We start from the raw sequence: 19872 nt of genomic DNA on the forward strand, positions 1-19872 counted from the left end.
AATCGCAGGGCTCAGCGGTAAGTTTCGTACGCTGGCTCAGGGAGGGGTATGACGCTGTGGCGAGGGCGTTCGTTCCCGCCTTGCGCGGGAACGAACGGACAGGAAAATTACTTCTGCGTCCCGTCATCATGTTGCAGATTGGCCTGGGTCAGGTTGCACCCGGCCGGCACGCTGCGGGTCAGCCACACGTTGCCGCCGATGGTCGAACCCTTGCCGATGGTGATCCGCCCGAGAATCGTCGCCCCGGCGTAAATCACCACGTCGTCCTCGACGATCGGATGGCGTGGATGGCCCTTCTGCAACTGGCCGTCCTCGTCCGCCGGGAAGCGTTTGGCGCCCAAGGTCACCGCCTGATAGATCCTGACGCGCTCACCGATGATGGCGGTCTCGCCGATCACCACGCCAGTGCCGTGGTCGATGAAGAAACTGCGGCCGATCTGCGCGCCCGGATGGATATCGATACCGGTCGCCGAGTGGGCGATTTCCGAACTGATCCGCGCCAGCAGCGGCAGGCCTGCGCGATACAAATGGTGCGCGAGACGATGGTGGATCACCGCCAGAATCCCCGGATAGCACAGCAGCACTTCATCGACGCTGCGCGCCGCCGGGTCGCCGTGATACGCGGCCAGCACGTCGGTGTCGAGCAGACTGCGCAGGCCTGGCAGCGCCAACGCGAAATCCTGAATGATCCTGATGGCTTGCGCCTCGACTTCGCTGTCATCCCGGGCGCTGTGGCGGGCGACATAACGCAGTTCGAGTCGTGCCTGGGCCAGCAATGCATTCAACGCAACATCGAGGGTGTGGCCGACGTAAAAATCTTCGCTCTCTTCACGCAGATCCACCGGCCCCAGACGCATCGGGAACAACGCGCCGCACAGGGCTTCGAGAATCTGCGCCATCGCGTCACGGGACGGCAGTTCGCGCCCGCCCTGCTCGCCGCTGGCGCGGCCATTTTGCGCACGCCACTGATCCCGCGCGGTACGCAGCTGGCTGACGATGGTCTGCAATTGCCAATGGCTGGAACGCTCGCTCACGGTAAAGACTCCTCACGGGCGGCCGGACTGTCTGGCCGCGTCAACGGCCACTACTTTACGGCAACGCCCCGAAGGCGAATTAAGAACCAATAGTGCTGGCCTAAGCACATTTGGCTATAAGCGATTGGCGGTTGCCCCGGTAAATCGGCGTGCCTATAGTCCTGACATCTCCTTGCATCAGTACGGACTCATGATCAAACAACAGCTGGACCGCTTTAACCGCCTCGACCTGCTCGGCCAACCGACTCCACTGGAAAAACTCGAACGCCTGTCCACCTGGCTTGGCCGCGACATTTACATCAAGCGCGATGACCTGACGCCGCTGGCCATGGGCGGCAACAAGCTGCGCAAGCTCGAATACCTCGCCGCCGATGCCCTGGCACAAGGCGCCGATACCCTGATTACCGCCGGCGCACTGCAATCGAACCATGTGCGCCAGACCGCCGCGCTGGCCGCGAAACTCGGCCTGGGTTGCGTGGCGCTGCTGGAAAATCCGCTGGGCACCGACGACAGCAACTACACCGGCAACGGCAACCGCCTGCTGCTGGATCTGTTCGACACCAAGGTCGAACTGGTCGACAACCTCGACAACGCCGACGAACAACTGGCCGCCCTCGCCGTGCGCTTGCGCAGCAACGGCAAGAAGCCTTATCTGGTGCCGATTGGTGGCTCCAACGCCATTGGCGCACTGGGTTATGTACGGGCCGGCCTGGAACTGGCGCAGCAGATCGAGGATACCGGCCTGCAATTTTCTGCCGTGGTCCTGGCTTCGGGCAGCGCCGGCACGCACAGCGGCCTGGCACTGGCCTTGAGCGAAGTGCTGCCGCAATTGCCGGTGATCGGCGTGACCGTCTCGCGCAGCGAAGAAGATCAGCGCCCGAAAGTGCAAGGCCTGGCCGAGCGTACTGCCGATCTGTTGGGCGTGGCATTACCGGAGACTTTCAAAGTCGAGCTGTGGGACGAGTACTTCGGCCCGCGCTACGGCGAGCCGAATGCCGGAACGCTGGCCGCAGTGAAACTGTTGGCCAGCCAGGATGCCGTGCTGCTCGATCCGGTCTACACCGGCAAGGCCATGGCCGGGTTGCTCGACGGCATCGGTCGCGGGCGTTTCGATGACGGTCCGATCATCTTCCTGCACACCGGCGGCGCTCCGGCGTTGTTCGCATACAAGGACTTTCTGTAGTTCGAAGCGCGTACCGAAGCGCTCATTCCCACGCTCTGCGTGGGAATGCAGCCCGGGACGCTCCGCGTCCCCTTTGAAAGGGGAACGCGGAGCCAGGGAGTACTAGGAAAACAACAACAAATATTCCTCAAAAGAATAACAAACGTAAAATTCATTATTTTCCATTCTAAAAGAGCCGTCATATAGTCTCGCCGCAGGCGAATTTCGCGAGAGACGCATAAGCTGCTTTAAGGCAGGATAGCGCTGTCGTTCAACTCCCGGATTCGCCAACTTTCCTTAAGCGTCTTCCATAAGAAAACACAGGGGCTTGTCATGATTCTTTCCGCACTACGTCGAAATCTGCTGGTAGGTTCGCTGGGCCTGGCACTGAGCGCCGGTCTGATCAGCAGCGCCGTTGCCGGTGAGCAACTGCAACAGATCAAGGACAAAGGCGTTATCAACGTCGGCCTGGAAGGCACTTACCCACCGTTCAGCTTCGTTGACGAGAACGGCAAACTGTCCGGATTCGAAGTCGAGCTGTCCGAAGCCCTGGCCAAGAAGCTGGGCGTCAAGGCCAAGATCCAGCCGACCAAGTGGGACGGCATCCTCGCCGCGCTGGAATCCAAGCGTCTGGACGTTGTAGTCAACCAGGTGACCATCTCCGACGAGCGCAAGAAGAAGTATGACTTCTCCGAGCCGTACACCATCTCCGGGATTCAGGCGCTGGTGCTGAAGGACAAGGAAGCTGCGCTGAACATCAAGACCGCCGCCGACCTGTCCGGCAAGAAAGTCGGCGTGGGCCTGGGCACCAACTACGAGCAGTGGGTCCGCGCCAACGTACCGGGTGCCGACGTGCGTACTTATGACGATGATCCGACCAAGTTCGCCGACCTGAACAACGGCCGTACCGACGCGATTCTGATCGACCGTCTGGCCGCACTTGAATACGCCAAGAAAGCTCCGAAAACCGTAGCGGCCGGTCAGGCATTCTCCCGTCAGGAGTCCGGTATCGCCCTGCGCAAAGGCGAGCCTGAGCTGCTGGCAGCCGTGAACAAGGCCCTCGACGAGCTGCGTGCCGACGGGACCCTGGCCAAGATCTCGGAAAAGTACTTCCAAGCTGACGTCACTAAATAATGGAAGCAGCTTTCCAACTCGCACTGGACTCCGCGCCCTTTCTGCTCAAGGGCGCGTACTACACGGTAGTCCTCAGCCTCGGCGGCATGTTCTTTGGCCTGCTGCTGGGCTTTGGCCTGGCGTTGATGCGCCTGTCGCGTTTCAAATCGGTCAGCTGGCTGGCCCGCATCTACGTGTCGTTCTTTCGCGGCACGCCGTTGCTGGTGCAACTGTTCGTGATCTATTACGGCTTGCCGCAAATGGGTCTGGAACTCGATCCGCTGCCGGCGGCCCTGATCGGCTTCTCGCTGAACATGGCTGCCTACGCCTGTGAAATCCTGCGCTCCGCGATCGGTTCGATCGAGCGCGGCCAGTGGGAAGCAGCTGCGAGTATCGGCATGACCCGCGCGCAGACCCTGCGCCGGGCCATCCTGCCGCAAGCGATGCGCACAGCCTTGCCGCCGCTGGGCAACAGCTTCATTTCACTGGTCAAGGACACCGCACTGGCCGCCACCATTCAGGTCCCGGAGCTGTTCCGTCAGGCGCAGCTGATTACTGCCCGGACTTTCGAAGTCTTCACCATGTATCTTGCCGCCGCGCTGATCTACTGGATTCTGGCCACGGTGCTTTCGCACTTCCAGAACAAGTTGGAAGAGCGGGTCAATCGGCACGACCAGGAGTCCTGACCCCATGATTGTCGTGGAAAAACTGACAAAGCAGTTCAAGGGTCAAGTCGTGCTCAACGGCATCGATCTTGAAGTAAAAGAAGGCGAGGTCGTGGCAATCATCGGCCCCAGCGGCTCGGGAAAAACGACGTTCCTGCGCTGCCTGAACTTCCTCGAACAACCCACCAGCGGCCGGATCAAGGTCGGCGATATCGAGATCGATACCAGTCGCCCGCTGAACCAGCAGCAAAGCCTGGTGCGCAATCTGCGCCAGCACGTGGGCTTCGTGTTCCAGAACTTCAACCTGTTCCCCCACCGTACCGCCCTGGAAAACGTCATCGAAGGCCCGATCGTGGTCAAGAAGATGCCGCGCGACGCAGCTATTGCCCTGGGCAAGAAACTGCTGACCAAGGTCGGCCTGGCGGGCAAGGAAGACGCCTATCCACGGCGCCTGTCCGGTGGTCAGCAACAGCGCGTGGCGATTGCCCGGGCGCTGGCGATGGAGCCCGAAGTGATCCTGTTCGACGAGCCGACATCGGCCCTCGATCCGGAACTGGTCGGCGAAGTACTGGCGACCATCCGCGGCCTGGCCGAAGAAAAACGCACCATGGTTATCGTGACTCACGAAATGGCGTTCGCCCGTGACGTGGCCAACCGCGTAGTGTTTTTCGACAAGGGCGTGATCGTCGAACAAGGCGAAGCCAAAGCGCTGTTTGCCAATCCGAAAGAAGAGCGTACACGACAGTTTCTCAGCAAGTTTCGCAACAACGGCTGACAACTTCGCAAGTGCTACCACTCACTTCCACGGATGGAAGTAGTGTCTTTCCAAAAGTACAACTTCCCTTCCAGACACTAACAATCAAGCTCCTCAAAATGCAGTACATATATATGTCCTGCAACACGTTCGCTGCGCGTAAAATTCGCCGTGCCTTGATTTTCCGCTTAGGCATAACACACAGCAAAACAGGCTAAAGACCGCAGCAACCTGTAGCTTTCTTCTTCACAATGCCTAGGCTGACGGCCGCGACAATGTAGGAACCTTCTGATTAATCCGTAATTCACGAGTTAACTAATTTCACTCGCTTGACACCTCTCCCGGCTAACTCTTATCTAGTCAACGACCGGCGCACGCTAGTCCAACAAGACACTTTAAAACTTGTACGAAACGCCAAAGTTTTATTGCCTGTTAATTCACGCCATTCGTTCTTTCGAAAACGGACTTCGCTGCAAGGCTTCAAGGAGAGAAACCGATGACCTGCATTTCAAACACCCCGCTGCTGGCACCACCGACCCTGGAAAAATCCCACGGGGCCGGTATCAACCTCATGGCGGCCGCCAACCTGTCGGTCGACATCGCGCCTTGGCACGACATGGACGGCGGCGACCTGATCGAGCTGTTCTGGGATGGCTGCTACGTCGCTTCCCGCGTGCTGAATGCCGGGGATGTCGGAAATACGGTCAGCCTGCGGGTACCGGAAAGCTTCATCATCAGCGGTTCGCCGCGTGTGCATTACCGGGTGATGCAGGTCGGAAGAAACCCGGCGCTGTCGGCCAGCGCCCGGTTTCAGGTCAAACTCGACTGCCCGGGCGGGCAATTCGCGGCAGACTGTTCGGAGGAAAACCACTACCTGCTGCCGGTCAGTCTTCCCGAGGTCATTCGCCGACGCGGGGTCAACCCGAACCAGATCAAACGCGGCGTCCCGCTGACCATCGAGCCTTACCTGAACATGGCCGAGGGTGACGAAATCACCCTGCGCTGGGGCGACGTGCGCATGGATCTGCCACGTATTGCCCAATCCGACGTCGGTCACGGCATTCAGGTCTGGGTACCCCCGGCGATCATCGTCGAAGCTGGCGAAGACCTGCGGCTGGACGTGAGCTATTGCATCATCGACCGGGTCGGCAACAACTTGCGTTGGGCGACGTCACAGACGCTGAAAATCGGTTGCGTGAATCCTTATCTGAAAGTGCCCTTGAAACAGATTCCCATGGCCGCGGAGCGCAAGGCCGAGTGAGCTTTTGATCTTCTATACATATTCCTAAAAGTTAGTTTATTTAATATTTATACACGCTTAGGGTATATGAACCGGACCACCGGACATTCTTTCGTTCGCCGCACTTTTGCGGCGTTTTTCATGAGATGTGAGGTAGGTAACATGGTCCGGAACACAATCACCCCAGTGCAATTCGCCAGGGCATTGCGTGCACCCAAGGAGTGGCACTGATGTCCAGTCTGGCAGACGCAAACGTCCAGAGTGACCTGGACGTCGCCCCGTTGTTGTTGCCCGCGCAAGTGCTGCGCAACGACGCCCAAGCCATCAAGGCAGCACATGAACTGGCGCAAGTCGCCCGCGTGCAGGCAGCCAAACGCGACCGCCAGCGCAAGCTGCCGTGGGCGGAAATCGAACAGTTCACCCGCAGCGGCCTGGGCAGCATCGCCATCCCGCGCGAGTTCGGCGGTCCGCAGGTTTCCTTCGTCACGTTGGCCGAGGTGTTCGCGATCATTTCCGCGGCCGACCCGGCGCTGGGACAAATCCCGCAGAATCAGTTCGGGATCATCAACCTGATCCTCGGCAGCGCCACCGAAGTGCAGAAACAGCAGCTGCTGAAGAACGTGCTGGAAGGCTGGCGCATCGGTAACGCCGGGCCTGAGCGCGGCACCAAGGACACGCTGGAACTGAAAGCGCGCATCACCGCCGACGGCGATGACTACGTGATCAATGGCCAGAAGTTCTACTCCACTGGCGCCCTCTTCGCCCACTGGGTAGCGGTCAAGGCGCTCAACGACGACGGCAAGCAAGTACTGGCCTTCGTCCGTCGCGGCACGCCGGGCCTGCGCATCGTCGATGACTGGTCGGGATTCGGCCAGCGCACCACCGCCAGCGGCACGATTCTTTTGCACAACGTGCGGGTCGATGCAGGCCTCGTGGTGGATAACTGGAAGATCAACGAAAAGCCCAACACCCAGGGTGCGGTTTCGCAGCTGATTCAAGCGGCCATCGACGCCGGCATCGCCCGTGGCGCCATTGATGACGCCATCGAATTCGTCAAGACCCGCGCCCGGCCATGGATTGACGCCAAGGTCGAGCGCGCCAGCGACGATCTCTACGTGATCGCCGACATCGGCAAACTGAAAATCGAACTGCACGCCGCCGAGGCGCTGCTGCGCAAGGCCGGGCAAGTGCTGGATCAGGTGCATGCCGCGCCGCTGACCGCCGAGTCCGCCGCCCGTGCCTCGATTGCCGTGGCCGAAGCCAAGGTGCTGACCACCGAGATCTCACTGCTGGCCAGCGAAAAGCTCTTCGAGCTGGCCGGCAGCCGCGCCACCCTCGCCGAATTCAACCTCGACCGTCACTGGCGCAACGCCCGGGTACACACCCTGCACGACCCGGTGCGCTGGAAGTACCACGCGGTCGGCGCCTGGCGCCTGAACGGAAAACTTCCGGCTCGCCATTCCTGGATCTGACGACCAGAACACTTTTGACCAGATCTCTGGAGAAACACATGACTCTTTCCCATCCCGTCGCGGTCATCACCAGCGACGAGCAAGCCCTGATCGTCGCCAGCGACCTGGCTGAAGACTTCCAGCGCGACAGCAACCTGCGCGACCGCGAACGCCGCCTGCCGCTGCCGGAACTCGACGTGTTTTCCCGCTCCGGCCTGTGGGGCATCAGCGTGCCCAAGGAGTACGGTGGCGCCGGCGTGTCCAACGTGACCCTGGCCAAAGTCATCGCCCTGATTGCCCAGGCCGATGGCTCGCTGGGGCAGATTCCGCAGAACCATTTCTATGCCCTCGAAGTACTGCGGGTGAACGGAAGCCACGAGCAGAAACAACGCCTGTACGCCGAAGTCCTCGCTGGTCAGCGCTTCGGCAATGCCCTGGCGGAACTGGGCACCAAGACTGCCCACGACCGGGTTACCAGCCTGAAACGCGACGGCAGCGGTTATCGCATCAATGGTCGCAAGTTCTATGCGACCGGCGCCATTTACGCCCAGCGCATCCCGACCTCGGTGGTCGATGAAAACGGTGTGCAGCAACTGGCCTTCGTCCCGCGCGACAGCAAAGGCCTGACCGTGATCGACGACTGGAGCGGCTTCGGCCAGCGCACCACCGGCAGCGGTTCGGTGGTGTTCGAAGACGTGTATGTGGCGGCCGAAGATGTCATTCCTTTCCAGAGCGCTTTCGAGCGCCCGACTCCGGTCGGCCCGCTGGCGCAGATCCTTCACGCCGCCATCGATACCGGCATCGCCCGCGCCGCCTACGAAGATGCGCTGCACTTCGTGCGCAGCAAGACCCGGCCATGGATCGACTCGGGTAACGACAAAGCCACCGAAGACCCACTGACCCTCAAGAGTTTCGGCCATCTGAGCATTCGTCTGCACGCCACCGAGGCCTTGCTCGAACGCGCCGGCGAATACCTCGATGCAGCGCAGACCGAGACCAACGCCGAGACGGTTGCAGCAGCCTCGATTGCCGTCGCCGAAGCACGGGCGATCAGCACCGAAATTTCTCTGGCCGCCGGCAGCACCCTGTTCGAACTGGCCGGCAGCCAGGCCACCCTGATCGAACACGGCCTCGACCGCCACTGGCGCAACGCCCGGGTGCACACCCTGCACGACCCGGTACGCTGGAAATATCACGCGGTGGGCAATTACTACCTCAACGATGAAAACCCTCCGCTGCGAGGGACCATCTGATGAGCGCTGCGAAAAAGAAGATCCTGCTCAATGCGTTCAACATGAACTGCATCGGCCATATAAACCACGGATTGTGGACCCATCCACGCGACACCTCGACCCAATACAAGACCATTGAATACTGGACCGAACTGGCGCAGTTGCTGGAGCGCGGGCTGTTCGACGGACTGTTCATCGCCGACATCGTCGGCGTGTACGACGTCTATCAGAACTCGGTGGACGTCACCCTGAAAGAGTCGATCCAGCTGCCGGTCAACGATCCGCTGCTGCTGGTATCGGCCATGTCCGCCGTGACCAAAAACCTGGGTTTCGGCCTGACCGCCAACCTCACCTACGAGCCGCCGTATCTGTTCGCCCGGCGCATGTCGACCCTCGATCACCTGAGCCGTGGGCGGGTGGGCTGGAACATCGTCACCGGTTATCTGGACAGCGCCGCCAAAGCCATGGGCCTGAGCGAGCAGGTCGAACATGACCGGCGTTACGACCAGGCCGACGAGTACCTCGAAGTGCTCTACAAACTCTGGGAAGGCAGCTGGGAGAACGGTGCGGTGCTCAACGACCCAAAGCAGCGGATCTACGCGCAGCCGGACAAGGTGCACAAGGTCGAGCACAAGGGCGAGTTCTATCAGGTCGAGGGTTATCACCTGTGCGAACCTTCGCCGCAGCGCACGCCGGTACTGTTCCAGGCCGGCAGTTCGGATCGTGGTCTGCTGTTTGCCGGGCGCCATGCCGAGTGCGTGTTTATCAGCGGTCAGAACAAGCCATCAACCAAAGTGCAGGTGGACAAGGTCCGCGCCAGCGCCGTCGAAGCGGGTCGCAACCCTGAGGACATCAAAGTGTTCATGGGCCTCAACGTGATCGTCGGCGAGACCGAAGAAGCGGCCTGGGCCAAGCATGCCGAATACCTCAGCTACGCCAGTGCCGAAGCAGGTGTGGCGCATTTTTCAGCCTCCACCGGCATCGACTTTTCTCAGTACGAAATCGACGAACCGATCCAGTACGTGAAGAGCAACGCGATCCAGTCCGCCACCAAAAACCTGCAGAACAACGACTGGACCCGGCGCAAATTGCTCGACCAGCACGCCCTTGGCGGGCGCTACATCACCGTGGTCGGCTCGCCGCAGCAAGTGGCAGATGAACTGGAATCGTGGATCGCCGAAACCGGCCTCGACGGCTTCAACCTGACCCGCATCGTCACCCCGGAAAGCTATGTGGATTTCATCGATCTGGTGATTCCGGAACTGCAACGACGCGGCTCGTACAAGACCGCGTACGACACCGGCAGCCTGCGGGAAAAACTGTTTCATGGCGAAGCGCATCTGCCGCAGCAACACACCGGCGCCCACTACCGACACACCTCCTCGCACTGACTGGAAAACCACCATGACCAAGAAGCTCCTGTCCCACCCAGTCAAAGCACTGGCCCTGGCCTTCGGCCTGTTCAGCTCGGCGGTTTTCGCCGCCGACGCGCCGTTGAAAATCGGCACCACCGCAGCCTTCGCGATTCCGCTGGAAGCCGCCGTCGAAGAGGCCTCCAAGCAAGGCCTGAAAGTCGAACTGGTGGAGTTCACTGACTGGATCGCCCCTAACGTCAGCCTCGCTGCCGGTGACATCGACGTGAACTACTTCCAGCACATCCCGTTCCTGGAAAATGCCAAGGCCGCCTCCGGTTTCGACCTGGTGCCGTTCGCCCCGGGGATCATCAACAACGTCGGCCTGTACTCGAAGAAATACAAAAGCTTCGACGAGCTGCCGGAAGGCGCCAGCGTCGCCATCGCCAATGACCCGATCAACAGCGGACGCGGTCTGCAACTGCTCGCCAAGGCCGGTCTGATCACCCTCAAACCGGGCGTCGGCTACAAGGCCACCGAGGACGACATCGTCGCCAACCCGAAAAAGATCAAGATCCTGCAAGTCGAGGCCGTGCAACTGGTACGCGCTTATGACGATGCCGATCTGGTCCAGGGCTACCCGGCCTACATCCGTCTGGCGAAGACGTTCGATGCCGGCTCTGCGCTGCTGTTCGACGGCCTCGATCACAAGGAATACGTGATCCAGTTCGTGATCCAGCCGAAGAGCAAAACCGACCCGCGCCTGATCAAGTTCGTCGACATCTACCAGCATTCGCCGGCCGTACGCGCCGCGCTGGATAAAGCCCACGGCAAGCTGTACCAGGCCGGTTGGGAAAGCTGAGGATGACCGCGGCCATTCAACGGCGACTGGATCTTCCAGAGCCACCCGCGCTTGCGGAACGCACTGAACTGCATCCCGAACTGAACCGCGCCCACGTGCGCTTCATCGGGCTCGGTAAAACCTACGACGGCAAACAAGGCCCGGTCGCAGCCCTGCAGGGCATCGACCTGGCGATCCAGCGCGGTGAAGTGTTCGGCATCATCGGCCGCAGCGGCGCCGGCAAGTCGTCGCTGATCCGCACCATCAATCGCCTCGAACAACCGACCTCGGGCCGGGTGCTGATCGATCAGGTGGACATCGGCGAGTACGACGAGGATCGCCTCGTCGCCCTGCGCCGGCGGATCGGCATGATCTTCCAGCACTTCAATCTGATGTCGGCAAAAACGGTGTGGCAGAACGTCGAACTGCCGCTGAAAGTCGCCGGTGTTCCGAAGGAACAGCGGGAGAAAAAGGTTCGCGAACTGCTGGAACTGGTGGGCCTGCAGGCCAAGCACAAGGCCTATCCGGCGCAATTGTCCGGCGGGCAGAAACAGCGTGTCGGCATTGCCCGCGCGCTGGTGCACGACCCGGACATTCTGCTGTGTGACGAAGCCACTTCGGCGCTGGATCCGGAAACCACCCAGTCGATCCTCGGTCTGCTGCGCGAGATCAACAAACGCCTGGGCCTGACCATCGTGCTGATCACTCATGAGATGGTCGTGATCCGCGAGATCTGCGACCGCGTCGTCGTGCTGGAACATGGTCGCATCGTCGAGCAGGGCCCGGTCTGGGAAGTGTTCGGCAACCCGCAACACGAGGTCAGCCAGACCTTGCTCGCACCGCTGCAACACGCCTTGCCCGAAGAGTTGCAAAGCCGTTTGCAGGCGCAACCGTCGTCATCCGACGCGTCCGTGGTGCTGCGTTTGCAGTTCACCGGCAGCCAGCAGGACGAGCCGGATCTTGCCGCACTGTTCGCTGACCTCGGTGGCCGGGTGAAATTGCTCCAGGGCGGCGTGGAACGGATTCAGGGCCACGCGCTCGGGCAACTGTTGCTGGCGGTGGCAGGCTCGAAACTGAACGCCGAGGAATTGCGTCAGCGTGCCGGCCAGTGGGCACAACGCACGGAGGTGTTGGGATATGTGGTTTGATCGCTTGCTGCAGGGTTTCATCGACACGTTTCTGATGGTCGGCGTGTCATCGCTGATAGCGCTGCTGACGGGGATTCCGATGGCGGTGATTCTGGTCACCAGCGACAAGGGTGGTATCTACGAAGCCCCGGTGCTGAATCGCGCGCTGGGTGCGTTCGTGAACCTGTTTCGCTCGATTCCGTTTCTGATCCTGATGGTCGCGCTGATTCCGTTCACCCGGCTGATCGTCGGCACCACCTACGGTGTCTGGGCAGCGGTGGTGCCGCTGACCATCGCAGCCACACCGTTCTTTGCGCGGATCGCCGAAGTGAGCCTGCGCGAAGTCGACCACGGCTTGATCGAAGCCGCGCAAGCCATGGGCTGCCGGCGCTGGCATATCGTCTGGCACGTGTTGTTGCCCGAAGCGCTGCCGGGCATCGTTGGCGGGTTCACCATTACGCTGGTGACGATGATCAACTCATCGGCGATGGCCGGAGCGATTGGCGCCGGCGGTCTGGGCGACATTGCCTATCGCTACGGCTATCAGCGCTTCGACAGCCAGATCATGCTGACCGTGATCGTGCTCCTGGTGGCGCTGGTGGCGGTGATTCAACTGGGCGGCGACCGTCTGGCGCGAGGGTTGAACAAGCGCTGAATTGCATGGCGTATAGTCGGCAACATCCTTTGCCAGCGCAGTGCGACCATGAAACAGACCCCAACCGATCTGGAACAGATCACCTCCACTACCCTCGGCCACTACAACGCGGTGGCTGAGGATTTTCGTGAAGGCACCCGCGACCATGATGTCAGTCAGAACATCGACGCCCTGCTGCGGCATATTCAGGCTGAAGCGCCGTTTTCCATTCTCGACTTCGGCTGCGGGCCGGGCCGGGACTTGCAGACCTTCACACGGCTGGGTCACATCGCCGTCGGCCTCGACGGTGCAGAAAAATTCGCGCAGATGGCTCGGGAGGACAGTGGCTGTGAGGTGTGGTGCCAGGACTTCCTGAAGCTGGATCTGCCGGCAGAACGCTTCGACGGGATCTTCGCCAACGCGGTGCTGTTTCATGTGCCGTTGCAGGAATTGCCACGGGTTCTGCAGCAGTTACGCGGGACACTCAAGCCGGGTGGCGTGCTGTTCAGTTCCAATCCACGCGGGGACAACCGTGAAGGCTGGAACGGGCCGCGTTATGGCTCGTACCACGATCTGGAAGCCTGGCGCGGGTTACTGACTGCTGCTGGATTCGTGGAACTTGAGCATTACTACCGGCCTGCGGGGCTGCCGCGGGAGCAGCAGCCGTGGCTGGCGAGTGTCTGGCGCAAGATCTGACTCCCCTCACCCAAGAGTGAGGGAGCTTTTGATCTAGTTTTTCTTCGGCTCGCGAATCTTGTACCAGGCCACATACAGCGCTGGCAGGAACAGCAGCGTCAGCAGTGTCGCCACCACAATCCCGCCGATCATCGCGTAGGCCATCGGCCCCCAGAACACTTCCCGGGCAATCGGGATCATGCCCATGCTCGCCGCCGCTGCGGTGAGCAGGATCGGCCGACGTCGGTGCTCGGTCGCCTCCACCACCGCATCCCAGGGCGAGTAGCCCTTGTGCTCGAACTCCTCGATCTGCGTCACGAGGATCACCGAGTTGCGGATGATGATGCCGATCAGCGCCAGAATCCCGAGGATCGCCACGAAGCCCATCGGCGTACCGGTCGGCACCAACGCCAGCACCACGCCGATCAGCCCCAGCGGCGCGACGCTGGCCACCAGGAACAGCTTCTGTACGCTGTGCAGCTGGATCATCAGGAAAGTCGCCATCAGGAACAGCATCAGCGGCAACACCTTGGCAATCGGCCCCTGGGCCTTGCCGCTTTCCTCGACCGTACCGCCGGTGGCGACCTTGTAGCCCACCGGCAGTTTGGCGGCGAAGTCATCGATGGTCGGCTTGAGGACTTTCACCAGATCGGTCGGCTGAATTTCATCGCGCACCGAAGCCTTGATGGTGATGGTCGGCAAACGGTCGCGACGCCACACCAGCGGCTGCTCCAGTTCATAACGCACGGTTGCGAAGGCCAGTAGCGGAATCGAAGTGCCGTTGGGCGTAACGATCTGCAGGTTCTGCAGGGTTTCCGGTGTACCACGTTCGGAATCCACCGCCCGCCCGACCACATTGACCAGGTAGATATCGTCATCGACCTGGGTCAGCGGCGAGCCACTGACAATGCTGTTCATCAGGTTGGCCACATCCTCCGAAGACAGTCCGAGCTGGCGCGCCTTGTCCTGGGCGATATCGATACGCAGGACTTTTCCGGGTTCGTTCCAGTCGTAAATGATCTCGCCGATGTGCGGACTCTTGTCCAGTTCGGTGGCCAGACCGATGGCGTGCTTGCGCACCTGGTCAATGTCTTTGCCACTGACTCGATACTGGATCGGCCGACCGACCGGCGGGCCCATTTCCAGCGCCTGCACATAACTGCCGATACCGACAAAATCCTTGCGCAGGCGATCACGCAGGCGCTGGCTCAAGGCTTCGCGGGCCTTGAAGTCTTTGCTGACGATCACCAGTTGCGCGTAGTACGGGTTCTGCAATTGCTGGTCGAGTGGCAGGTAGAAACGGATCGCACCCTGACCGATGTAAGTGCTCCAGCGCACGATGTCCGGGTCGCCCTTGAGCGTGGCTTCAAGCTTGTCGACCGCCTTGCGGGTTTCATCGATCGAGGCGTTTTGCGGCAGGTTGAGGTCGACCAGGATTTCCGGGCGATCTGAAGACGGGAAGAACTGATTCTGCACAAAGCGCATGCAGAACACCGCCAGCACGAAGCACAGCACGGTGATGCCGATGCACCACCAGCGGTTGCGCATCGACCACAACAAACCGTGATTGAAGGCTCGCCCGATGCGCCCCGGCTCGGCTTCGTGGGGCTTCACATCGGTGCTGAGAATGTGCACGCCGATCACCGGGGCGAACAGCACCGCGACGATCCATGACACCAGCATCGCCACCGCGATCACCGCAAACAGGGTGAAGGTGTACTCACCCGCCGAACTGGCGTTCAGACCGATCGGCACGAAACCGGCCACGGTCACCAGCGTACCGGTGAGCATCGGAAACGCCGTGGAGGTGTAGGCAAACGTCGCCGCCTGCTCCTTGGTCTCGCCCATCTCCAGGCGCGTGACCATCATCTCCACGGTGATCATCGCGTCGTCCACCAACAGACCCAGGGCGATGATCAAGGCACCGAGAGAAATCCGCTGCATGGTGATGCCGCTGTATTCCATGAACACGAACACCATCGCCAGCACCAGCGGAATCGAACATGCCACCACCAGCCCGGCGCGCACGCCGAGGCTGATGAAACTCACCACCAGCACGATGACTACGGCTTCGAACAGCGCACTGGTGAAACCGCCGACGGCCTCTTCCACCACCACTGCCTGATCGGAGACGGTATGTACGCCGACGCCTACCGGCAGGTCGGCGGTGAGTTGGTCGATACGTGCGTGCAGGGCTTTACCGAATGCCTGGACGTTGCCGCCCTTCTGCATGGCAATCGCCAGGCCGATGGCGGGTTTGCCGTCGAAGCGGAACTCCGGTGACGCCGGGTCGACATACCCACGGCTGATTTCAGCGATATCGGCCAGACGATAGAAACGGTCATTGAGTTTGAGATTGACCTCAGCGAGGTCCTTTTCCGAGGCAAACTGCCCGGAGGTCCTCACCGAAATCCGCTCCGGTCCGGCCTCGATCACCCCGGCCGGAGTCACCGCGTTCTGCGATTGCAGGCTCTGCACCACCTGACGCTGATCGATGCCCAGCGCCGCGAGTTTGCGGGTCGAGAAGTTCAGATAGATCACTTCATCCTGCTGGCCGACCATCTCGATCTTGCCCAGCCCCGGCACGTTGCGAATCTCGGCCCGCGCCTGCTCCACATAATCGCGCAGTTGCCGCATCGTCAGGCCGTCGGCGGTGAACGCGTAGACCGAGCCGAACACGTCACCGAACTCATCGTTGAATCCCGGCCCCTGAATTCCCTGGGGAAACTGGCCGCGAATATCGTTGATCTTCTTGCGCACCTGATACCAGATTTCCGGGATGTCCTTGGCGCTGGTGGTGTCGCGCAGGTACACGTAGACCGTTGACTCGCCGGGGCGCGTATAGCTTTTCACGTAATCGAGGGAGTCGAGTTCTTCGAGTTTTTTCTCGATACGGTCGGTGACCTGCTTGAGGGTTTCTTCCTGGGTTGCGCCCGGCCATTTGGTCTGGATCACCATAGTCTTGATGGTGAACGACGGGTCTTCTTCACGTCCCAGATTGAAGTAGGAAAACACGCCCATCAGCAATGCAACGAACATCAGGTACCAGACGAACGACTGATGCTTGAGGGCCCATTCGGAGAGATTGAAAGACCCTTTCATTGACTGTCCTCGTCGAGTTTCACGGCTTGCCCTGGCTTGAGACTGTTGACGCCGGCGCTTACCACACGCTCGCCGGACTTGACCCCGCCGGCCAGTATCACGGTGCTGTCGGTACGGCTGGTCACGCTGACGTCACGGGGGGCGACGGTTTTGCTTTGCGGGTCGATCACCCAGATCCGGGTTTTGCCGTCGGCTTCTTGCAGGGCTGTCGCGGGCAATTCGATTCGCGGCTTGATAGCTGAACTGAGGGTCACGCTGATTGCCGTACCGAGGCGGAATCCAGGTGGTGTGCTGGCCAGGGTTAACCGAGCACGACGGGTGCGGGTGGCGCTTTGCGCCTGCGGTTCGATTTCACGGATGACGGCGGTGGTGTTGATGCTCGGATCGAGTTGCGCGGCCACCAGAAACACCACATCGCTGGGGATCTGGTCGACCAGCGTGTCCGGCAGATCGATCACCGCTTCCTTGATGTCCGGTTGCGCCAGCGTCACCACTTGTTGACCGGCCGTCACTACTTGTCCGGCCTCGGCGTTCCACGCGGTGACCACGGCTTTGTGGTCGGAGCGCAGTTCGGTGTAGCCGAGCTGATCCTTGCTCTGGTTGACCGCCGCCCGCGCCTGGTCGAGGGATGCCTGGGTGGTTTTCAAATCGGTGGTGGCGATGTCCAGTTGCGCCTGAGCGCCGACCCCGCGATCAAATAGCGCCTGCTGACGCCGGGCGTTGGCCTGGGCGTTGATCAGTTGCGCCTCGACTTTCGCCAGATCGCCCTGAGCCGAACGTAACTGGTTCTGCTGGTCAGACGGGTCGAGGGTGGCGAGCAAAGTACCCTTCTCCACCTCGGCGCCGACATCGACGTTACGACTGGCAATACGCCCGCCAACACGGAAACCGGTGTTGCTCTCATAGCGCGCCTGAATGCTGCCGGCGAAACGACCGAGGTTTTCTTCGTTCAGTGCTTCGACCTTGATCGACAACACCGGCCGCACCGGTTCGGGCGGTGGCTCGCTCTTGGAACAGGCAACCAGCAGCAGCCCGATGGACATCACCCACAAAGGCTTCATGGCTGTGCTCCCGGTTGCAGTTCCTTGTAGGTGTTCTCGGCGATCTCGACTTTCATGCCCGGATGCAGCAGTTGCCCGCCGGCAATGATCACTTTCTCTCCGCCCATAAGCCCGGCGCTGATGATCACGTGACCGGTCAGGTAACGGCCGACAGTGACGTTGTGCAGTTGCGCCTCGCCCTTGTCGTCCACCATCCACACAGCGGGTTCACTGATGTTTTTGGTCAGGGCCGACCACGGCAATTCCACCGCCGATTTACCGCTGCCCTTGGCGGTAGCGCTGACTACCGAACCGAGCTGCATACCTTGCGGCAGGCTGTCGAGGGTGACTTTGACCTGCACCGTACCGGACTGCGCCGACACCGCCGGGGTGATTTCACGCACGGTGCCGGTGGTTTTGATCTGTGGGTTATCGAGCAGACTGACGACAATCGAACGTTCGGCCGGGCGCTCGGCCAGCAGCGATTCGTAAACATTGAACACCGCGTCGCGGTCGCCGTCCCGGGCCAGCGTGAAAATCGGCGCGGTGGCCTGAACCACCTGGCCGACTTCGGCCTGACGCTCAGTGATGATGCCTGGCGCATCGGCGATCAGCGCGGTGTAACTGAGTTGATCCTTGGCGTTGGCCAACTGTGCCTGGGCCGCGCTCAAGGCACTCTGGCTGCTGCGCAATGCGGCCTGCGCGGAATCGTATTCGCTCTGGCTGGTGTAACCCTTGGGCAACAGTTTCTGCTGGCGGACGAACGCGGCGGCGCTCTGTTTGACCCGCGCCTGCTCGGCCAACACCTGGGCCTGAGCGGAGTCGACGTTGGTCTGCAAATCTTTGGGATCAAGTTTGGCCAGCACTTGCTTGGCCGAGACACGGTCACCGACATCGACCATGCGCTGGATAATCTTGCCGCCGACCCGGAACGACAATTCGGTCTGCACCCTGGCCTGAACATCGCCGGTGAGGGTCACGGATGCCGCGAAGTCCGCGGGTTTGACCTCTTGCACAAAGACCCGTGGCAGGTATTCCTGGGGCGGCTTCTTTTCGCTGCAGGCCGCGAGCAAAGCAAGCAGGCTCAGCATGACCGCTGTTTTCAATCCGGGACTCGCCATGCAGACTCCTTCCTGTGTACGAACGTGCAAGTGACGATACGACTGTGAGCTTAGAACAGGGTTCAACCTTCGTCCGGGCGATCTATGCAATTCTGTGCAACGGGTATCCTGACCCGGATTTCAGGGCATCCAGGAAGGACTTTCATGCTCAAGACCCTCGCGGTAGCCAATTACCGCTCGATCAATAAATTGGTGATCCCGCTGGGAAGGCTAAACCTGATCACCGGCCCCAACGGCAGTGGCAAGTCCAACCTTTACCGGGCGCTGCGACTGCTGGCGGAAACCGCTCAGGGCGGCGTGGTCAATGCGCTGGCCCGTGAGGGCGGGCTGGACTCGACGTTCTGGGCCGGGCCGGAAACCATCAGCCGGCGCATGCGCAATGGCGAAGTGCCGATTCAATCGACAGTCCGCCAGGGTGTGAAACGTCTGCGGCTGGGGTTTGCCGGAGAGGATTTCAGTTATTCGATTGCCCTGGGATTGCCCGAGCCGACCCTTTCGTTCTTTTCCCTCGACCCGGAAATCAAAAAGGAATGCATCTGGGCGGGGCCACTCTATCGCCCGGCCAGTCTGCTGGTGGATCGCGACGGGCCAATGATCCGCACCCGTGACGGTCGCGGCTGGGACGTGTTGGCGCAGCACACGCCGAACTTCGACAGCCTGTTCGATCAAGTCGGCAGCCTGCGCACCTCGCCGGAAGTGTTTCAGATGCGCGAGTTCATCCGCCGTTGGCGCTTCTACGATCACTTTCGCAGCGACGCCGACGCCCCGGTGCGCCAGCCACAACTCGGCACACGCACGCCGGTGCTGCATCACGACGGCCGCGATCTGGCGGCAGCCTTGCAGACCATCCGCGAAATCGGCGATCCCGAGGCGCTGCAGACTGCGATCAGCGACGCGTTTCCTGGCGCACGGTTGAACATCGCACCGCTGGCCGGCGGACGCTTTGCCATCGAGTTTTTTCAGGAAGGATTGTTGCGGCCATTGTCGGCGGCTGAGTTGTCGGACGGCACGCTGCGTTATCTGCTGCTGGTCGCAGCGCTACTGACGCCACGTCCGCCGTCGCTGATGGTATTGAACGAACCGGAAACCAGTCTGCATCCGGATCTGTTGCCGGCGCTGGCGCGGTTGATCATTCGCGCATCGCAGGAATGTCAGGTGTGGGTGGTTTCACACGCACGGCGATTGATTTCGGCGTTACAGGAAGATGAGGAATGCAATTGCATCGTGCTGGAAAAAACCCTCGGCCAGACCGGGATCGTCGGGCAGAGGGTTCTGGATGAGCCGGCGTGGAACTGGCCGGATTAGCTTGTTGATCGATCGTTCCCACGC

At 60.9% G+C, this 19872-nt stretch carries 17 protein-coding genes; 13 read left to right on the plus strand and 4 right to left on the minus strand.

The features are described 5' to 3' along the window. Window positions 1-107: 107 nt before the first annotated feature. On the minus strand, window positions 108-1034 hold the full coding sequence (gene epsC / locus CAF87_RS23840; protein WP_085733345.1) for a serine O-acetyltransferase EpsC: 927 nt from the start codon (window positions 1032-1034) through the stop codon (window positions 108-110). A 190-nt stretch (window positions 1035-1224) separates the two neighbouring features. On the opposite strand from epsC, the gene CAF87_RS23845 reads away from it, so the two are divergent. From CAF87_RS23845 to CAF87_RS23900, 12 genes are all read left to right on the plus strand, one after another. Then, the gene (locus CAF87_RS23845) at window positions 1225-2217 is read left to right on the plus strand and encodes a D-cysteine desulfhydrase (protein ID WP_085733346.1); all 993 of its coding nucleotides are present in this window, start codon (window positions 1225-1227) and stop codon (window positions 2215-2217) included. Window positions 2218-2529: 312 nt separating this feature from the next. Next, the gene (gene tcyJ, locus CAF87_RS23850) at window positions 2530-3330 is read left to right on the plus strand and encodes a cystine ABC transporter substrate-binding protein (protein WP_085733347.1); all 801 of its coding nucleotides are present in this window, start codon (window positions 2530-2532) and stop codon (window positions 3328-3330) included. Continuing rightward, complete coding sequence (gene tcyL / locus CAF87_RS23855) at window positions 3330-3995, plus strand: cystine ABC transporter permease (RefSeq protein ID WP_085733348.1); 666 nt, start codon at window positions 3330-3332, stop codon at window positions 3993-3995. The genes tcyJ and tcyL overlap by 1 nt, the downstream gene beginning before the upstream one ends. A 4-nt stretch (window positions 3996-3999) precedes the next feature. Then, complete coding sequence (gene tcyN / locus CAF87_RS23860) at window positions 4000-4749, plus strand: L-cystine ABC transporter ATP-binding protein TcyN (protein WP_085733349.1); 750 nt, start codon at window positions 4000-4002, stop codon at window positions 4747-4749. A gap of 475 nt (window positions 4750-5224) precedes the next feature. Next, a complete protein-coding gene (locus CAF87_RS23865; protein WP_085733350.1) occupies window positions 5225-5989 on the plus strand; it encodes a hypothetical protein in 765 nt (254 codons plus the stop codon). 209 nt (window positions 5990-6198) lie between these two features. Then, a complete protein-coding gene (locus tag CAF87_RS23870; RefSeq protein WP_085733351.1) occupies window positions 6199-7440 on the plus strand; it encodes an SfnB family sulfur acquisition oxidoreductase in 1242 nt (413 codons plus the stop codon). 38 nt (window positions 7441-7478) lie between these two features. After that, on the plus strand, window positions 7479-8672 hold the full coding sequence (locus tag CAF87_RS23875) for an SfnB family sulfur acquisition oxidoreductase (RefSeq protein ID WP_085733352.1): 1194 nt from the start codon (window positions 7479-7481) through the stop codon (window positions 8670-8672). Further along, a complete protein-coding gene (locus tag CAF87_RS23880) occupies window positions 8672-10042 on the plus strand; it encodes an LLM class flavin-dependent oxidoreductase (RefSeq protein ID WP_085733353.1) in 1371 nt (456 codons plus the stop codon). The genes CAF87_RS23875 and CAF87_RS23880 overlap by 1 nt, the downstream gene beginning before the upstream one ends. 13 nt (window positions 10043-10055) lie before the next feature. Further along, window positions 10056-10865, plus strand: a complete 810-nt coding sequence (locus CAF87_RS23885; RefSeq protein ID WP_007952748.1) for a MetQ/NlpA family ABC transporter substrate-binding protein — start codon at window positions 10056-10058, stop codon at window positions 10863-10865. A gap of 2 nt (window positions 10866-10867) precedes the next feature. Continuing rightward, complete coding sequence (locus CAF87_RS23890) at window positions 10868-11992, plus strand: methionine ABC transporter ATP-binding protein (RefSeq protein ID WP_085733354.1); 1125 nt, start codon at window positions 10868-10870, stop codon at window positions 11990-11992. Beyond that, the gene (locus tag CAF87_RS23895; RefSeq protein WP_085733355.1) at window positions 11982-12626 is read left to right on the plus strand and encodes a methionine ABC transporter permease; all 645 of its coding nucleotides are present in this window, start codon (window positions 11982-11984) and stop codon (window positions 12624-12626) included. Before CAF87_RS23890 ends, CAF87_RS23895 begins: the two co-directional genes overlap by 11 nt. 48 nt (window positions 12627-12674) lie before the next feature. Further along, window positions 12675-13301 (plus strand): bifunctional 2-polyprenyl-6-hydroxyphenol methylase/3-demethylubiquinol 3-O-methyltransferase UbiG, encoded by a 627-nt coding sequence (locus tag CAF87_RS23900; RefSeq protein ID WP_085733356.1) that lies wholly within the window; start codon window positions 12675-12677, stop codon window positions 13299-13301. A 33-nt stretch (window positions 13302-13334) separates the two neighbouring features. Here CAF87_RS23900 and CAF87_RS23905 read toward each other — a convergent pair whose 3' ends face one another. Genes CAF87_RS23905 through CAF87_RS23915 form a run of 3 tightly spaced genes read right to left on the minus strand, consistent with a single transcriptional unit; the run spans window position 13335 to window position 18543 of the window. Next, on the minus strand, window positions 13335-16382 hold the full coding sequence (locus tag CAF87_RS23905; protein WP_085733357.1) for an efflux RND transporter permease subunit: 3048 nt from the start codon (window positions 16380-16382) through the stop codon (window positions 13335-13337). Further along, a complete protein-coding gene (locus CAF87_RS23910; RefSeq protein ID WP_085733358.1) occupies window positions 16379-17443 on the minus strand; it encodes an efflux RND transporter periplasmic adaptor subunit in 1065 nt (354 codons plus the stop codon). The genes CAF87_RS23905 and CAF87_RS23910 overlap by 4 nt, the downstream gene beginning before the upstream one ends. After that, entirely contained in the window at window positions 17440-18543 is a 1104-nt protein-coding gene (locus tag CAF87_RS23915) for an efflux RND transporter periplasmic adaptor subunit (RefSeq protein WP_085733359.1), read from the minus strand. Before CAF87_RS23915 ends, CAF87_RS23910 begins: the two co-directional genes overlap by 4 nt. Window positions 18544-18687: 144 nt before the next feature. On the opposite strand from CAF87_RS23915, the gene CAF87_RS23920 reads away from it, so the two are divergent. Beyond that, on the plus strand, window positions 18688-19848 hold the full coding sequence (locus tag CAF87_RS23920) for an AAA family ATPase (protein ID WP_085733360.1): 1161 nt from the start codon (window positions 18688-18690) through the stop codon (window positions 19846-19848). Window positions 19849-19872 lie beyond the last annotated feature (24 nt).

The organism is Pseudomonas sp. R38(2017) (assembly GCF_002112395.1).
Lineage (GTDB): Bacteria > Pseudomonadota > Gammaproteobacteria > Pseudomonadales > Pseudomonadaceae > Aquipseudomonas.

Bases quoted from the DNA above. Each gene is read 5' to 3' on its own strand.
- CAF87_RS23845 (WP_085733346.1), top strand. From the start codon at position 1,225: ATGATCAAACAACAGCTGGACCGCTTTAACCGCCTCGACCTGCTCGGC.
- tcyJ (WP_085733347.1), top strand. From the start codon at position 2,530: ATGATTCTTTCCGCACTACGTCGAAATCTGCTGGTAGGTTCGCTGGGC.
- tcyL (WP_085733348.1), top strand. From the start codon at position 3,330: ATGGAAGCAGCTTTCCAACTCGCACTGGACTCCGCGCCCTTTCTGCTC.
- tcyN (WP_085733349.1), top strand. From the start codon at position 4,000: ATGATTGTCGTGGAAAAACTGACAAAGCAGTTCAAGGGTCAAGTCGTG.
- CAF87_RS23865 (WP_085733350.1), top strand. From the start codon at position 5,225: ATGACCTGCATTTCAAACACCCCGCTGCTGGCACCACCGACCCTGGAA.
- CAF87_RS23870 (WP_085733351.1), top strand. From the start codon at position 6,199: ATGTCCAGTCTGGCAGACGCAAACGTCCAGAGTGACCTGGACGTCGCC.
- CAF87_RS23875 (WP_085733352.1), top strand. From the start codon at position 7,479: ATGACTCTTTCCCATCCCGTCGCGGTCATCACCAGCGACGAGCAAGCC.
- CAF87_RS23880 (WP_085733353.1), top strand. From the start codon at position 8,672: ATGAGCGCTGCGAAAAAGAAGATCCTGCTCAATGCGTTCAACATGAAC.
- CAF87_RS23885 (WP_007952748.1), top strand. From the start codon at position 10,056: ATGACCAAGAAGCTCCTGTCCCACCCAGTCAAAGCACTGGCCCTGGCC.
- CAF87_RS23890 (WP_085733354.1), top strand. From the start codon at position 10,868: ATGACCGCGGCCATTCAACGGCGACTGGATCTTCCAGAGCCACCCGCG.
- CAF87_RS23895 (WP_085733355.1), top strand. From the start codon at position 11,982: ATGTGGTTTGATCGCTTGCTGCAGGGTTTCATCGACACGTTTCTGATG.
- CAF87_RS23900 (WP_085733356.1), top strand. From the start codon at position 12,675: ATGAAACAGACCCCAACCGATCTGGAACAGATCACCTCCACTACCCTC.
- CAF87_RS23905 (WP_085733357.1), bottom strand. From the start codon at position 16,382: ATGAAAGGGTCTTTCAATCTCTCCGAATGGGCCCTCAAGCATCAGTCG.
- CAF87_RS23910 (WP_085733358.1), bottom strand. From the start codon at position 17,443: ATGAAGCCTTTGTGGGTGATGTCCATCGGGCTGCTGCTGGTTGCCTGT.
- CAF87_RS23915 (WP_085733359.1), bottom strand. From the start codon at position 18,543: ATGGCGAGTCCCGGATTGAAAACAGCGGTCATGCTGAGCCTGCTTGCT.
- CAF87_RS23920 (WP_085733360.1), top strand. From the start codon at position 18,688: ATGCTCAAGACCCTCGCGGTAGCCAATTACCGCTCGATCAATAAATTG.